Source organism: Streptomyces sp. WG7 (assembly GCF_049975785.1).
In the GTDB taxonomy this organism is placed as follows: domain Bacteria; phylum Actinomycetota; class Actinomycetes; order Streptomycetales; family Streptomycetaceae; genus Streptomyces.
This window is the reverse complement of the sequence record NZ_JBNGGE010000023.1, coordinates 23,594-39,015: the sequence shown is the minus strand read 5'-3', so window position 1 is coordinate 39,015 and position 15,422 is coordinate 23,594. Positions and strand designations below refer to the sequence as shown.

The window sequence follows — 15,422 nt, the reverse complement described above, 5'->3', positions numbered from 1 at the left end:
TGGGTGTCGGGACACGGCGGGCGTCGGCCGCCCGTGCCGGTCCGGGTTGTGTGTACTGGTCCGGGTTGTACGGGCTGTACGTACGGGTATGAGTCGTACGTGCGAGTACGGGTTCAGGTGCGGGTACGGGCCCACGTGCGGGTACGGGCCGACGTGTTGGGCGCGTCGCCGGGCCGCGTACGCCCCTACCCGGCCGTACACCCCACCCGCCCGCACGGACCGCCCTCGCCGCACCGGCGCACCGCGTTCCCGCCCGCGTCAGCCCCTGCGCACGGTCACGAAGCGCACCGGTGTCCCCGGTACCGCCTGGGCCGCCGCCGGGAGGTCGGTGGCGCGGGCGACGCCGATCACCGGGTAGCCGCCGGTCGTCGGATGGTCGGCCAGGAACACGACCGGTCTGCCGTCGGGCGGCACCTGCACCGCCCCCAGGACCATGCCCTCACTGGGAAGTTCGCCCGTGCGGGAGCGTTGCAGGGCGGGTCCGTCCATGCGCAGTCCGATGCGGTTGCTCGCGGGCGACACCCGATAGGTGCGCGAAACGAACGTCCGTACCGCCTCCGGCGTGAACCAGTCGGCCCGCGGGCCCCGCGTGACGTGCAGGACCAGCTCCGTCGGGGGAGCCGGCTGCGGGGTGACGTCCACGCGCGCGTGCTGCCCGTGCGGTCGCCCCAGGGGCAGCACCATGCCGTCCGTGAGGGGCGGCGGCCCGAGGCCGGACAGCAGGTCGGTGGAGCGGCTGCCGAGGACCGCCTCGACGAGGACGCCGCCCGTGACGGCCACATAGGTGCGGACGCCGGAGTCGGCCGCCCCGACGTCCACCAGCGCACCGGCCGGCACGCCGACAGGCGCGCCCCAGGGCACCGGCCGGCCCTCCACCGTCACCGGGCACGGAGCGCCGCCGGCCGCCACCGTCACCGCACACCGCGGGCGCAGGGCACAGCCGGTCAGCGTGGTCTCCAGGACGGCGGCGTCGGGCGGGTTGCCGACCAGCCGGTTCACCAGCGCCGCCGCCGGCGCGTCGAGTGCCCCGGAACGGGGGACCCCTAGGTGCGCATGGCCGGGGCGTCCCCGGTCCTGCACGGTGGTCAGGGCCCCGGCCCGGACGACGGCGAGCGCACGGTCCGTCATGAACCCCCCTGGCGTCCGCGGGACACGAAGCGCACGCGCGTGCCCGGCGACAGCAGCGCCGCCGGCACGCGCGTGTGGTCCCACAGCACGGCGTCCGTGGTACCGATCAACTGCCAGCCGCCCGGCGACGAGCGCGGGTACACGCCCGTGTACGGCCCCGCAAGCGCCACCGAACCCGCCGGGACGGCGGTGCGCGGGGTGCCCCGGCGCGGGGCGTCGTACCGCGCGGGCAGACCGGTCAGATAGCCGAAGCCGGGTGCGAACCCGCAGAAGGCGACCCGGAACTCGGTGCCCGCGTGGATGCGCGCCACCTCCTCCTCCGCCACTCCCCAGTGCGCGGCGACGTCGGCCAGGTCCGGACCGTCGTAGCGGACCGGGATCTCGACGACGGGCCCCGTGCGCGGGGGAGCGGGCGGTACCTCGGCGGCGGTCAGCTCGAACGCGAGGCGGGCCGGATCGGTGAGGCCGTCGAGGAGGACGGTGCGGGCCGCCGGGACGATCTCCCGGGCCGAGAGCGTGCCCTCCGCGCGGCGCCGCAGCAGCTCCGCGTGCAGTGCCTCGGCCTCCTCGCCCGAGGAGACCTCGACGAGCAGGGCGTCGTCACCGACGGGCAGGACGTTCATGCGAAGGCCTCCACGCGCACGCCGGAGGCCTCCAGCCGCTCCCGCACCCGGCGCGCCAGCTCCACCGCACCCGGCGTGTCGCCGTGCACGCACAGGGAACGTGCGTGGACGCCGACCCGCGCCCCCGAGCGGGCGGTGACGGTGCCGGAGACGGCCAGCCGCACCGAGCGTGCCACGACGGCGTCCGGGTCGGCGACCACGGCGCCCTCCTGTCCGCGCGGCACGAGCGTGCCCTCGTCGGTGTACGCGCGGTCCGCGAACGCCTCCGTGACGACGGGGAGCCCGGCCCGGCCCGCCAGTTCCAGCACACGCGAGCCGGGCAGCCCCAGCACGGGCAGGGTGCCGCCCGCGAGGACCACCCCGTCGACGACCGCCGCGGCCTGCTCCTCGTCCCGTACCACCCGGTTGTACAGGGCGCCGTGTGGCTTGACGTACGCCACGCGCGTGCCCGCCGCCCGGGCGAAGACCTCCAGGGCGCCGATCTGGTAGGCCACCTCGGCCGCCAGCTCGCCGGGCGGCACGTCCATCGCGCGCCGCCCGAAACCGGCCAGATCCCGGTAGGAGACCTGTGCGCCGACACGCACGCCCCGCTCGGCCGCCGACTCGCACACCCGCCGCATGGTCGCCGGGTCTCCGGCGTGGAAGCCGCAGGCCACGTTGGCGCTGGTGACGACCGAGAGCAGGCCCTCGTCGTCGGTGAGCCGCCAGCGGCCGAAGCCCTCGCCGAGGTCGGCGTTGAGGTCGATCGAGGTCATGTCTCCAGTGTCTCCGGTGTCTCCGGTGGGTCTCCGGTTGCCGTTGCCGTTGCCGTTGCCGTTGCCGTTGCCGTTGCCGTTGACGATTCCGTTCCGCTTCCCCTTCCGCTTCCCCTTCCGTTCCGGGACGGGTCCCCCCCCCGGCTCCGCCGTCAGATCACGCGGTACTGCTCGTCACGGGCGTCCGTGAGGAACATCTGCCCCGGCGCGTGGGTGAGGGCGAACGGCGGACGCGAGGCCATGACCGCCGCCTGCGGGGTCACTCCGCAGGCCCAGAACACCGGGATGTCGTCCGGCCCGATGTCCACCGGGTCGCCGAAGTCAGGCCGGCCCAGATCGTCGATGCCCAGCGCCGACGGGTCGCCGCAGTGCACCGGGCTGCCGTGCACCGCGGGGAGCAGGCTGGTCTCGTGGATCGCCGCCGACAGGTGGGCGGGCGGCACCGGGCGCATGGACACCACCATCGGCCCGCGCAGTCGCCCGGCGGGACGGCACTGCCGGGTGGTGACGTACATGGGGACGTTGCGACCCTGCTCGACATGGCGGACCGGGACTCCGGCCGCGGTGAGCGCCCACTCGAAGGTGAAGCTGCACCCGATCAGGAACGACACCAGGTCGTCCCGCCAGTGGGCGCGTACGTCCGTCGGCTCGTCCACCAGCTCGCCGTCCCGCCACACCCGGTAGCGCGGCAGATCGGTGCGCAGGTCCGCGCCGTCGGCGAGCGAGGTGGTCCATGACCCGGCGTCCGTGACGTCGAGCACCGGGCAGGGCTTCGGGTTGCGGGTGCAGAACAGCAGCATGTCGTACGCCCAGTCGGCGGGCACCGAGATCAGGTTGGCCTGGGTGTGGCCGGCCGCGGCCCCGGCCGTGGGTCCGGTCAGCCCTTCCCGGAAGCGGGAGCGGGCCGTTCTCGGGCTCCACGCGCGCGCGTACTCGTCGGCGAGGACGATCGGCCGGTCGTCGGCCATGTGGTGCGAGCGGTTCACGTCAGTTCCTTTCCGCGTGTCTCCGGCAGCCCCAGCAGAGCCAGCGCCGCGATGCCGTAGCCGATGGCGCCGAAGACCAGCGCGCCGCCCACGCCCCAACTGTCGGCCAGAAAGCCGACCGTGGTCGGGAAGACGGCGCCCACGGCGCGCCCGGTGTTGTACGTGAAGCCCTGCCCCGCGCCCCGTACCGCCGTCGGGTACAGCTCGCTCAGATACGAACCGAAGCCGCTGAAGATCGCCGACATGCAGAAGCCGAGCGGGAAACCGAGCACCAGCAGCAGCGTGTTGGCGCCGCTGGGGATGTTCGCGTACGCCAGGATGCACAGCGCCGACAGCAGCGCGAAGAGCCAGATGTTGCGCTTGCGGCCCAGCAGGTCGGTGAGGACGCCGCCGGTGAGGTAGCCGATGAAGGCGCCCGAGATCAGGAACGTCAGATAACCGCCGGTGCCCACGACCGACAGGTCGCGCTCGTCCTTCAGATAGGTCGGGACCCAGGTGGCGAGGGTGTAATAGCCGCCCTGGACGCCGGTGGAGAGCAGACTGGCGAAGAGTGTGATCCGCAGCAGGCCCGGCGAGCCGGCCGTGCCCGGCTTGAAGATCGCCGCGAACGAGCCCTTCGCCGGGTCCTTCCGGCGGGCCGCGGCGGCCTCGGGCGCGTCCTGGACGCTGCGCCGCACCCACACCACGAGCACCGCGGGCAGCGCGCCCGTCCAGAACATGATGCGCCACGCGAGGTCGTCACCGGCCAGCGAGAACACCAGCGTGTACACGACCACCGCCAGTCCCCACCCGACGGCCCAGGAGCTCTGGATCGCGCCGAGCGTGCGACCGCGGTGCTTGGCGCTCGCGTACTCGGCGACCAGGATCGCGCCGACCGCCCACTCGCCGCCGAAACCGAGGCCCTGCAGGGCGCGGAAGACCAGCAGCGTCTCGTAGTTGGGCGCGAAGCCGCAGGCCACGGTGAACACGGCGTAGGTGATCACGGTGAGCAGCAGTGCCTCGACCCGGCCGACGCGGTCCGCCAGGACGCCCGCGAGGGCGCCGCCGACCGCCGAGACGACCAGCGTGACCGTCGTGAGCAGACCGGTCTGGCCGCTGTCCAGGCCGAAGTACGCGGCCAGCGCGACCATGGTCAACGGCAGGGTGAAGTAGTCGTACGAGTCGAGCGCGTAGCCGCCGAACGCGCCGCCGAAGGCGCGGCGCCCCTGTGGGCCGAGGGCGCGCAGCCAGCCGAACGGGCCGTCGTCCGGGGCGTGTTCACCTGTGCCGGACGGACGGGTGCCGACGGACGGTGCCTGTGGTCGAGGGGGTGTGCTCATGGTGCACCTCGCAGTGGGAGGACGGAGGGTGCTTGCCGAGAGTGAGCCGGTCGGTGCGGCGGCGCGGTGCGCGGAGCGGGCGCCGTGCCGACACTTGAAGGCACCGTAGGGGATCGTTCAACGATCCCTCAATACCCCTGTTGTTTCGTTCTGGTATCTGCGATTGAATTCCGGGCATGGCAGAGCAGTTGACGGGACTGGCGGACGACCGTGCCCTCCTCGGGCGGACCAGCACCGCCGAGCGGGTCTCCGACATCCTCAGAAGCCGGATCGCCGAAGGCTACTTCCCGCCCGGGACCCGGCTGTCGGAGGACAGCATCGGCGGCGCGCTCGGGGTCTCACGCAACACGCTGCGCGAGTCGTTCCGGCTGCTCACCCATGAACGCCTGCTCGTCCACGAGCTCAACCGGGGCGTCTTCGTCCGGGTCCTGACCGTCGAGGACGTCGAGGACATCTACCGCACCCGCGCCCTCGTCGAGTGCGCCGTCGTCAGGGGCCTCGGAGAGCCGCCGTACGTCCTGGACGGACTCGCCGGGGCCGTCGAGGACGGGCGCCGGTCGGCCCGTGAAGGTGACTGGAAAGGTGTGGGTACCGCCAACATCCACTTCCACCGGGAACTGGTGGCCCTGGCCGGCAGCGAACGCACGGACGAACTGATGCGCAGCGTCTTCGCCGAACTGCGCCTCGCCTTCCACGTCGTGGACGACCCTCGGCGCCTGCACGAGCCGTACATCGCGCGCAACGCGGAGATCCTCGACGTCCTGGCTTCCGGCGAGCGGGAGGCGGCGGAGCGGCTTCTCGCGGTCTACCTCGAGAACTCGCTGAAGCGGGTCGTGGAGGTCTACCTGCGGAGGGTCGGGGACGAGGGGTAGCCCACCCACCACGGCCCCCGGCCCCCGGCCCCGGTCTCTGGTCCCCTGGCCCCCCTGGCCCCTCCCGCTCCCCCCGGGAGCGCTCCCGGTTGCGCCCCCGGAGCGCCCGCGGAGCCCGTCGCGTCGGGGCCCAGATGCGTCGTTTGGGTTGTTGTCAGACCGAGGACCTAGTCTGTGCACCGTGACTTCGCCTGCATCGACGGACAGTGTTCCGCCCCAGCTCAGCGCGGGGCCGCGCCCTGCCCCGGGCCCGGCCGCCGACGAGGGGCTGGCGCGGCGGCTGCGTGCGCTCGCCTGCACGGCGCCGCTGCACGACCTCGACGTACGCAAGGCGAACCTCGCGGGTGAGTACTCGGTGTACGGCATGGCCGAGGTCGCCCTCGCCGCCATCGACCTCGTCACGCTGAACATGGACTTCGACACGGGCGCCGACCACGACCAGATAGTGGCCCGGCTGATCCCGCGCGTCGCCGCCCAGGCCCCGGCACGGCCCGCCGCCGAGCACGAGCGGGTGGCCCGCTGGGTCCTGGAGAACCTGATCAACGTCGGCAGCGTCGACCGCGGCTTCCGCGCGGTGTACGGCACCTTCGGGCCGGACGGCACCTATGTGCGCCGCGACTACGACTTCAAGCTGCTCGAAGAGGTCCCCGGTCCCGGCGGCACCGTCTACCTGCGCACCACGGACGAGGCGGTCAACGTCCTCGTCGGTGCCCTGGACACCGACGTCACCAGCGCCCAGATCGCCGCCGAGGTCAAGCTGGAGGTGCTGATCAGCCGGGGCCGCCTCGCCGACGCCCAGCTCGCCGCCGAACAGGCCCGGTACCGGACCGTGCAGTACTCGGAGACCCTGCGCCGGGCCCTGGACGCCACCCGGCGCAACGTCCGCGCGGTGGACTGGCTGAGCGCCGTCCCCGACATGATCGCCGAGGCCCTGGACCACGTCGCCGACAGGTACCGCCACGAGAACGCGATCCTCACCAACATCCGCAAGGCCCGTGACGAGTCCGAGGACCCCGAGCACAAGCGTCGCGCCGCCGAGCTCGTCGACATCGTCAAGGACTGCATCCGCCGCCACACCCAGCTCCAGTCCCGGCTGCTGGAGGCCGGCCCGCTCTTCCGCGCCGAACAGGACCGGCAGGCCTTCGCCACCCCTCTGACGACCTCGGGCCTGGACCTGTACGGCCATCTCGTCGCCCCCGTCCTGCCGCTGCCCCTGGAGCGGGCGCTCCGGGTCACCGACGCCTTCTTCGCGCGCGGCACCGGCCTGCGCACGCCCGTCTCCGTCCGGGTCGGCGACCTCGTCGACATCCTGCTGACCCCGCCCGTGGAGCGGGAGCACCTGGGCGCCGAGATGCCGGAACCCGACCTGATCGCCACCCCGGACGACAGCCGTTTCAGCGAGGAACAGCTGGCCGCGGCCATGGAACTGCTCGACCTGCCGCACGACGCACCGCGCCGGCTGTCGGGGCTGCTGGCCGACGCCCGCACCCGCGACGCCGAGCTGCCGTACCTCGTCGCCCTGCTGGCCGTCCACGCGGCCAGCCCGCCCGTCGGCACCGCCTACCGGCAGGGCGAGCCGAAACTGCTGTTCGCCGTGGACGACGGCACCGAGCTGGACGACCCCGAGTTCGGCGGTGCCGACCTCATCGTCGGCACGGCACTCCTGGACGCGGCGGGGATGGCCGCGGACCGCACGGAGGCGGCATGACGACGCGTCGGCGGCACCGGCGGCAGCCCTCCGAGCACCGTCAGCACCTTGAGCAGCACCCGCACCAAATCGGGCAACACCAGCACCAGCACAGCGAGGAGTACCGACCGTGACCGAGCACGTCGACCGGAGCGAACCGGAGGCGGGTGCCGCGTCGGCCGCCACGGCCGTCACGCCCGCCGACGCCGCCGACGCGGCGCGGCTCGTCGCCTTCGGCCTCCAGCCCAAACTGCTGCCCGCGCGGGACCAGGAGTACGCCGACCTGCTGCGCCGGTACCGCGAGGACCCGCCGTTCGCACGGCTCGCCGACGCCGTCGCCGCCGGCCTCGGACTGATCGTCCTGGAGGTGTCCCCGCGCGCGGGGATGGCCGTGACCGCCGCCGAGGACTCGGTCTTCGCCGTCCGCATGGGCGACTACGCGCGGCGTGCCGCCACCGACTCCGGCGACCGCTTCCTGCACGGCCTCGCCCACCTCGCCGTGGCCGCCATGGCCTACCCGCGCCCCGAGGACCTCGCCGACGACGGCTACATCGGCCGCGTCACGGTCAACGGCGTGGACGCCTTCGTCCGCCAGGCCTGCCGCCGGCTGGAGGAGCGGGCGGAGGAGCAGGGCGAGAACACCGACCCGGCCACCGACGCCCCGGGCCTGGAGGCCGCCTGGCGGATCTGGGTCAGACGCAGCGCGACGGGCGCCACCAAGGACGCGCGCAGACTTCCCGGCTCCACCACCGGCATCGTCGGGAAGGCCGCCGCGTTCCTCACCGAATCCGGCTTCCTCCAGCGCACCGGCGACGACAGCGGCGGCACGTACCGCACGACGGCCCGGTACCAGCTCCAGGTGCGCGACATGGCGGGCAGCGCCGCCATGGCCGAGCTGCTGGACCTGGGCATCGTCCCGGTGACCGACGGCACCGCGACGCTGCTGCCCGCCGAGGAGACGGACGACCTGGAGCTGGTGGCCGACGCCGGCCTGCCGTTTCACTCCTCCTGACACCCCCCCACCAGCCCCCCGCACCCCACTTTCACGAAGACTTACGAGAGTCCGCCATGTACGAGCTGTCCCGGGTCCGCCTCTACTCCATCGGACCCGCCGGTGCGCGCTACGCCGACACCGTGCTTGACCTGCGCGGTGTGGGCCGGCCCGTGCCCGACCCCGCGCCCACGCAGGCGGAGTTCTTCGAGGAGGAGCCGGTCGGCCCCCCGCGCCGGCCCGCGCCGGCCGGCGTGCTGTTCCTGGAGAACGGCGGCGGCAAGTCCGTCCTGCTCAAGCTGATCTTCTCGGTGATGCTGCCGGGCCACCGCAACACCCTGGGCGGCGCCAGCTCCGGAGTGCTGCGCAAGTTCCTGCTCGCCGACGACTGTGGACACGTCGCGCTGGAGTGGCAGCACGTGCAGACCGGCGAGTGCGTCGTCGTCGGCAAGGTCAGCGAGTGGCGCGGGCGCCAGGTCTCCGGCGACCCGCGCAAGTTCGCCGAGGCCTGGTACTCCTTCCGGCCCGGTCCCGGACTCACCCTGGACAACCTGCCCGTCGCCGAGGCCACCGCCGTCCGCCCGCCCGTCGAGGGCGTCTCCGGCGCCCAGGGCCGACGGCGCACCATGAAGGGCTTCCGGGACGCCATCACCGAGGCCGGGAAGGCCTACCCGCACCTGGAAGTGCACTGGGAGGAGATCCACGACCGCTGGATCGAGCACCTCACCGACCTCGGCCTCGACCCGGAACTCTTCCGCTACCAGCGCGAGATGAACGCCGACGAGGGCGAGGCCGCCGGTCTCTTCGCGGTCAAGAAGGACTCCGACTTCACCGACCTGCTGCTGCGCGCCGTCACCGACACCCGCGACACCGACGGACTCGCCGACCTGGTCGGCGGCTTCGGCAGCAAACTGGGCCGGCGTGCCGAGCTGATCGCCGAACGCGACTTCACCGCCGGGTCCGTCGACCTCCTCGGCCGTATCGTCGAGGCCGCCGACGCCCGCACGCGCGCGCGGGACATCCACGGCGCAGCCGAACGCCGGACCAGGACCCTGGCCCGCCGGCTCACCGCCCGCGGCGCCCAGGAGCGGAGTCGGGCCGGCGACCTCGCCCAGCGGGTCACCGCCGCCGCGTACGCCGTCACGCACGCCGAGTCGGCCCAGGACCGCAGCGCCCTCATCGCCGCCGAACTCGCCTACCGGCACGCCTCGCTGGCCCTGACCGCGGCCGAGAAGTCGGCCGCCGCGCAGAAGCGCGAACTCGCCGACGCGCGCACCCTGCACTCCGCCTGGCAGGCCGCCGAGGCCGTCCTGCGCCACCGCGCCGCCGCCGACCGCGTCGCCCGCGTGTCCGCCGCGATCCAGGAGGCCGAGCGGGACGCCGCACCCGCGCTCGCCGCCCGCTCCAAGGCCGCCGTCGACCTCGTCCGCGCCCTGCACGCGGCGGCCGGGAAGGTCGAACACCACGCCAACGAGGAGGAGGAGCGGTCGGCTTCCCTCCAGGAGGTCAGCGACGCCGCCCACCGGGACGCCACCACCGCGGCCACCGAGGCGCAGCGGGCCCGCAGCGAGGCCGGGCATCTGCGCCAGCGACTCGCCGAGGTCGAGCAGGAGACCGACGAGGCGGTCCGCGCCGGCTGGCTCGACGACAGCGCGCCCGACGCCGACCCCGCCCGCGCCGCCCTCGCCGCCAGCGACGCGGAGAAGACGACGGTCGCGGCCTGGGACACCGCCCGGGAGGCGGCACGCCGGGCCACGGAGCACGCGCGTGAGGCGGCCGCCGCCGAGAGCCGCGCCGAACTGACGGCGGCCCGCGCGGCGGACGCGGCCACCGCGGCCGGACGCGCCCATGAGGCCGAGCGCCGCACGGCCGGGGCACTGGCAGCCGAGGAGCGGCTGGCGGAGCTGCTCGGCCTGGCCGCCGAGACCCGCCCCGGTGTCCCGCGGCCCCGCCAGGAGACCGACCGGGACCCGGCCGCCGCGCCCGAGGCCGCCGACGGCGTCCTCACCCCCGAGGAACTCGACCGCTTCGCCGACGAACTGCGCGAGCTCCTCGACGACACCGTCTCCTCCGCCGAACGCCAGCTGTTCGAGCTGCGCACGGCCGCCGCCGACGACTCCCGCATCCTCGGCGCGCTCGGCGACGGCGGACTGCTGCCGCCCGGGCCGGACGTGCTGGCCACCGTGGAGTTCCTGGGCGAGCACGGCATCCCCGCCCTGCCCGGCTGGCGCTACCTCGCGCAGGCCGTCGACCCGGCCGACCACGCGCGCGTGCTGGCCGCCCGCCCCGAGCTGGTCGACGGCGTGATCATCACCGACCCCGACTCGCACACCCGCGCCCGCGAGGTCCTCGGCGACGCGGCCCTGCTGCCGCGCTCCGCCGTCGCCGTCGGCACGGCCGCCGCCCTGCTCGCACCCACCCCCGCGCCGGGCTCCGACGCCGGCGACGTCTTCCTCGTACCGCCGAACCCCGCGATGCACGACGAGCACGCCGCCGACGAGGAGCGGCACGCCCTGCGCGCGCGGGCGACGGAGCGGGACGAGGAGATCCGCACCCTTGCCGCCCGGCTCGGCAAGGACCGGGAACTGGCGGCCCGGCTCGCCTCCTGGCGCACCGGCTGCCCCGCCGGACGCCTGGCCGAGCTGGCGCGGACCGCCGAGGAAGCGCACGCCTTCGCCGAGGAGACCGAGGCCGAACTGACCGAGGCGCGCACGGTGCGGGCCGAGGCCGACGAGAGCGCCGCCGAGGCCGTACGGCTGCGGGACGAACGGCAGGAGGCCGCGCAGAAGGCCCGCCGGGCCGCCGACGCCCTCGCCGGACTCGCCTTCCGGCTGCGCGAGCGCGCCGGCTGGCAGGTCAGGCTCCGTGAACTGGCCGACGAGGGCGCCGAGGCCGAGGCCCGCGCCCAGGCCTGCCTGGAGCGGGCCCGCGCCGCCGACGAGGACCGGCGCGCCGCCCAGCGCGCCGCCGACGACGCCCGCCGCACCGCACGCGCACTGCGCGCCGAGCGCTCCGAGATCGCCGGCGCCCCCGACGACGTACCCGAGGACGGCACGGACACGCCGCAGTCGTCCCTGCCCGCCCTCCGCGAGGCCTACCGAGCCGCCTCCCAGCTCTACGAGAAGGTGGGCGTCGGCGCCGACCTGCGCGCCGAACAGGCCCGCGCGGAGAGCGACGAGAGCGCCGCGCGCGCGGACCTGGACCGGCTCAGCAACAAGGTCCGCACCCGGGCAGGGCAGCTGCTGGAGTCGCCCGACGGCTCCGACGGACCGTCCCGGCAGGCCGCCGCCGCCCGCGCCGAGGAGCTGGTGCAGCTCCTGGAGACCCGCATGTCCAGCGCGAGTGAGCAGCTCGGCAGGCTGCGCGGCGAGGCCGAACGGCACGCACCCGAGGACGGCGACGCCCACACCGAACTCCCCGAGGAACTCCTCCCGCGCGACGCCGGGCACGCCCAGACCCTGCTGCGCACGGCGACCGCCGAACTCGCCTCCCGAACCGAGGCACTCACCCAGGCCCGCGAGGCGCACGCCGAACTCCTCGACGCCCACCGTGCCGCCGAGGACGCGGCCGGCGGCTTCGACGAGATCGCCGCCATGCTCCGCGACCTGATGCGCGAGCACACGGCCGACGAGGAGCAGGAGGAGCCCGAGCCCTACCCGGGCGGCCTGGAGGACGCCCGCCGGGCCGCCGCCGAGGCCCGCCGCTCGCTGCGCGGCTGCGCCGCCGACCTGTCCGCCGCCGAGGCCGCCGTGCGCGAGGCGAGCGACGCCCTCGTCCGCCACGCCAACTCCACCCGCTACGAGCAGGTCCGCACCCCCGCGCGCCAGCAGATCCGCGAGCTGCCCGCCTCCGCGCTGCCCGAGCACGCCGCCAAGTGGGCGGACGCCTTCGCACCCCGCCTGCGCGTCCTGACCGACGAGCTGGCACAGCTGGAGCGCAACCGCGACTCGATCGTGGACCGGCTGCGCGGCCTGGTCGAGTCCTCACTCGCCACGCTCCGCTCCGCCCAGCGGCTCTCCCGGCTCCCGGAGGGCCTCGGCGAGTGGTCCGGGCAGGAGTTCCTGCGCATCCGCTTCGAGGAACCCGATCAGGCCACGCTCACCGAGCGGCTCGGCGAGGTCGTCGACGAGGCCACCCGCGCGGCCGTGAAGAAGAACTCCGACCTGCGCCGCGACGGCATGTCCCTGCTGCTGCGCGGTGTGGCCGCCGCACTCCAGCCCAAGGGCGTGGCCGTCGAGATCCTCAAGCCCGACGCCGTACTGCGCGCCGAGCGCGTCCCCGTCGGCCAGATGGGCGACGTCTTCTCCGGCGGGCAGCTGCTCACCGCGGCCATCGCCCTCTACTGCACGATGGCCGCGCTCCGCAGCAACGACCGGGGCCGCGACCGGCACCGCCACGCCGGCACCCTGTTCCTCGACAACCCCATCGGCCGCGCCAACGCCACCTATCTGCTGGAGCTCCAGCGGGCCGTGTCCGACGCGCTCGGCGTCCAGCTCCTGTACACCACCGGCCTGTTCGACACGACCGCGCTGGCGGAGTTCCCGCTGGTCATCCGGCTGCGCAACGACGCCGACCTCCGGGCGGGCCTGAAGTACATCAGCGTGGAGGAGCACCTGCGGCCGGGACTGCCCCAGCCGACCCCGGCCGGTGAGGGCGGCGGCGAGGCGGTCCACAGCGAGATCACGGCGACCCGGATGTTCAGACGGCCGGCCCAGTCACCCGCCTAGGCAGGTTCGTTCAGCCGCTCCAGCAGCCACTCGTGGAACACCCCGATGTGGTGCTCGGTCGGGACCAGCACCCCGCCCGCACGGTACGCCCGGGACGACATGGCCGGCTGGGTCCGCTCGCAGGCCGCGAAGTCCTGCGTGTTCACCCGGTGGAACAGCTCCACCGACCGCGACAGGTCCGCCCCGGACGCCACGACGTCCGGGGCGTACAGCCAGTCGCACTCGACGACCGTGCGGTCCTCGGCGAGCGGGAACATGCGGTGCAGGATCACATGGTCCGGTACGAGGTTGACGAAGACCGTCGGCTTGACGGTGATGGCGTAGTAGCGACGGTCCTGGCCCGGTGACAACTCGGGCAGCGTGCCGAAGCCCTCGCCGCCGTCGACCGTGAAGCCCTTCACCTCCTCGCCGAACTCGGCGCCGTGGCCCACGTAGTACTGGGCCGCGTACCCGTCGGCGAACTCCGGCAGGACGTCGGTGAGTTCGGGGTGGATGGTCGCGCAGTGGTAGCACTCCATGAAGTTCTCGACGATCAGCTTCCAGTTGGCCCGCACGTCGTACCTGACGCGTCGCCCGAGCGCGAGGTTCTCGGTCCCGTACCGCTCGATCGCGGCCGGGTCGCCGAGCCGTTCGACGGCCGCGCCCCGCACCGTCTCCTCGAAGGAGGGCGGCGCCTCGGCCAGGCACACCCACGCGTAGCCGAGCCACTCGCGCACAGCGACCCCGACCAGGCCGTACGCGGCACGGTCGACGTCCGGCATCTTCGTCAGGTTGGGCGCCGCGACCAGCCTGCCGTCGAGGTCGTAGGTCCACGCGTGGTACGGACACCGGAGGCCGCGGCGTACCTGGCCGGACTCCTCCAGGCACAGCCGGGCCCCGCGGTGCCGGCAGATGTTGAGGAAGGCGCGGAGTCCGCCCGCGCGGGTGCGGGTGACGACGACGTTCTCGCGGCCGACCTGCACGGTGCGGAAGGAGCCGGGCCGGTCGAGGTCGGCCCCGCGGACGGCGCAGAACCACATCGACTCGAAGACGTGCCGCTGCTCCTGACGGAAGACCTCCGGGTCGGTGTAGTAGTGGCCCGGCAGGGTCGCGATGAGACTGGGGGACGGGGGAGTCGTCGTCACGTGCGTGCTCCTCGGGCGGGCGGGGCGGTGGTGTGGGACCCCCCGCCCGGGCGAAGCCGGGAGCGGAGGCGGGCGGGGTCGAACAGACCGATGGGGTGGGCGGTGGTGCCGGTCAGGGCCAGGTCGGCGAGGATCTCGCCCACCACGGGCACGAACTTGAAGCCGTGCCCCGAGAAGCCGCAGGCCACGACCACCGAGTCGGGGTGCGCGGGATGCCGGGCGATCACGAAGTGCTCGTCCGCGGTGGTGGTGTACATGCAGGTCGAGGCCTTGAGGAGGGTTCCGGGCAGGTCGGGGACGCAACCGGACAGGTGGGCGGCCATCGCCTCGACCTCGTGGTCGTGGACCGTCCGGTCGATGGTCTCCGGGGTGGTGGCCCGCCCCTTGCGGAAGAAGGCGACCTTGGCACCGCGGTCGGGGCCGTCGATGGCGGGGAAGCCGTAGACCTGGACGCCGGCCGCGTCCTCCCATACGTAGATCGGGTGGTGGTCGGGGTGGAAGGGCCGGATGCCGTTCCGCGGCTGGAACCAGTACATGACCTGCCGTTCGACCGTGAACGGCACCTCCAGGTCGGTGAGCAGCCGCGGTGCCCACGCGCCCGGGCAGACCACCAGCCGGGAGGCGGTGTAGGTGTTCTCGGCGGTGTGCACCCGCACGCCGTCCCGGTACGGCTCCCAGCGGGTCATCGGCTCGTCGAAGTGCAGGTCGGCGCCCTGCCGGGTGGCGAGCTGGAGGTGGGCGGCGACGGTGTTCTCCGGGCGCAGGAGACCGGCCTTGGCCTCGTACAGCGCGACCTCGTCGTCCTGCGGGGCGAGCGTGGGGAACCGGCGGCGGATCTCCCGGGCGTCCAGCATCTCGTGCGGCAGGTCCCACTCGCGTGCCGAACGCAGCGAACCGGAGACGGTCCAGGAGTCGGGGCGGCCGACCATCACCCCGCCGCACAGCAGGGCGATGTCCCGGCCGGTGGCCCGCTCCAACTCCTCGTACAGCTCGTAGGCGCGCAGCAGCAGGGGGACGTACGCCGGGTCCTCGAAGTACGACTGCCGGGTGATCCGGGAACCGCCGTGGCTGGAGCCGCGGTTGTGCACCGGGTCGAACTTCTCCAGGCCCAGCACACGGGCACCCCGCGCGGACAGGTGGTGGGCGGCGGCGCTGCCCATGCCGCCGAGACCGATGACGATCACGTCGTAGGTGGGGGACAAGAGCGAGC

At 74.1% G+C, this 15,422-nt stretch carries 11 protein-coding genes; 4 read left to right on the top strand and 7 right to left on the bottom strand.

Annotated features, from left to right (window positions below; genetic code table 11):
- Window positions 1-258 precede the first annotated feature (258 nt).
- The 5 genes from ACP4J0_RS22240 to ACP4J0_RS22220 all read right to left on the bottom strand — a co-directional run bounded on the left by ACP4J0_RS22240 (window position 259) and on the right by ACP4J0_RS22220 (window position 4,811).
- On the bottom strand, window positions 259-1,128 hold the full coding sequence (locus ACP4J0_RS22240; RefSeq protein ID WP_426600420.1) for a biotin-dependent carboxyltransferase family protein: 870 nt from the start codon (window positions 1,126-1,128) through the stop codon (window positions 259-261).
- Window positions 1,125-1,751, bottom strand: a complete 627-nt coding sequence (locus tag ACP4J0_RS22235; protein WP_426600419.1) for a 5-oxoprolinase subunit B family protein — start codon at window positions 1,749-1,751, stop codon at window positions 1,125-1,127. Before ACP4J0_RS22235 ends, ACP4J0_RS22240 begins: the two co-directional genes overlap by 4 nt.
- On the bottom strand, window positions 1,748-2,506 hold the full coding sequence (locus ACP4J0_RS22230; RefSeq protein ID WP_426600417.1) for a LamB/YcsF family protein: 759 nt from the start codon (window positions 2,504-2,506) through the stop codon (window positions 1,748-1,750). The genes ACP4J0_RS22235 and ACP4J0_RS22230 overlap by 4 nt, the downstream gene beginning before the upstream one ends.
- A gap of 152 nt (window positions 2,507-2,658) precedes the next feature.
- The gene (locus ACP4J0_RS22225; RefSeq protein WP_426600475.1) at window positions 2,659-3,474 is read right to left on the bottom strand and encodes a putative hydro-lyase; all 816 of its coding nucleotides are present in this window, start codon (window positions 3,472-3,474) and stop codon (window positions 2,659-2,661) included.
- A 14-nt stretch (window positions 3,475-3,488) separates the two neighbouring features.
- Window positions 3,489-4,811, bottom strand: coding sequence for an MFS transporter (locus ACP4J0_RS22220; protein WP_426600416.1), 1,323 nt, complete (start codon window positions 4,809-4,811; stop codon window positions 3,489-3,491).
- 176 nt (window positions 4,812-4,987) lie between these two features.
- Between ACP4J0_RS22220 and ACP4J0_RS22215 the strand changes: the two genes are divergently transcribed.
- The 4 genes from ACP4J0_RS22215 (at window position 4,988) to ACP4J0_RS22200 (ending at window position 13,088) form a co-directional block, all read left to right on the top strand.
- Entirely contained in the window at window positions 4,988-5,683 is a 696-nt protein-coding gene (locus ACP4J0_RS22215) for a GntR family transcriptional regulator (RefSeq protein ID WP_426600415.1), read from the top strand.
- Window positions 5,684-5,864: 181 nt separating this feature from the next.
- Window positions 5,865-7,391 (top strand): hypothetical protein, encoded by a 1,527-nt coding sequence (locus ACP4J0_RS22210; RefSeq protein ID WP_426600414.1) that lies wholly within the window; start codon window positions 5,865-5,867, stop codon window positions 7,389-7,391.
- Window positions 7,392-7,500: 109 nt separating this feature from the next.
- Window positions 7,501-8,382, top strand: coding sequence for a hypothetical protein (locus ACP4J0_RS22205; protein ID WP_426600413.1), 882 nt, complete (start codon window positions 7,501-7,503; stop codon window positions 8,380-8,382).
- Window positions 8,383-8,438: 56 nt separating this feature from the next.
- The gene (locus ACP4J0_RS22200) at window positions 8,439-13,088 is read left to right on the top strand and encodes a hypothetical protein (RefSeq protein ID WP_426600412.1); all 4,650 of its coding nucleotides are present in this window, start codon (window positions 8,439-8,441) and stop codon (window positions 13,086-13,088) included.
- Here the strand turns inward: ACP4J0_RS22200 and ACP4J0_RS22195 are convergent.
- Both ACP4J0_RS22195 and solA read right to left on the bottom strand, forming a co-directional pair.
- Complete coding sequence (locus tag ACP4J0_RS22195) at window positions 13,085-14,212, bottom strand: aromatic ring-hydroxylating oxygenase subunit alpha (protein WP_426600411.1); 1,128 nt, start codon at window positions 14,210-14,212, stop codon at window positions 13,085-13,087. The genes ACP4J0_RS22200 and ACP4J0_RS22195 overlap by 4 nt on opposite strands.
- Window positions 14,209-15,414, bottom strand: coding sequence for an N-methyl-L-tryptophan oxidase (gene solA, locus ACP4J0_RS22190; RefSeq protein WP_426600410.1), 1,206 nt, complete (start codon window positions 15,412-15,414; stop codon window positions 14,209-14,211). Before solA ends, ACP4J0_RS22195 begins: the two co-directional genes overlap by 4 nt.
- Window positions 15,415-15,422: the final 8 nt, after the last annotated feature.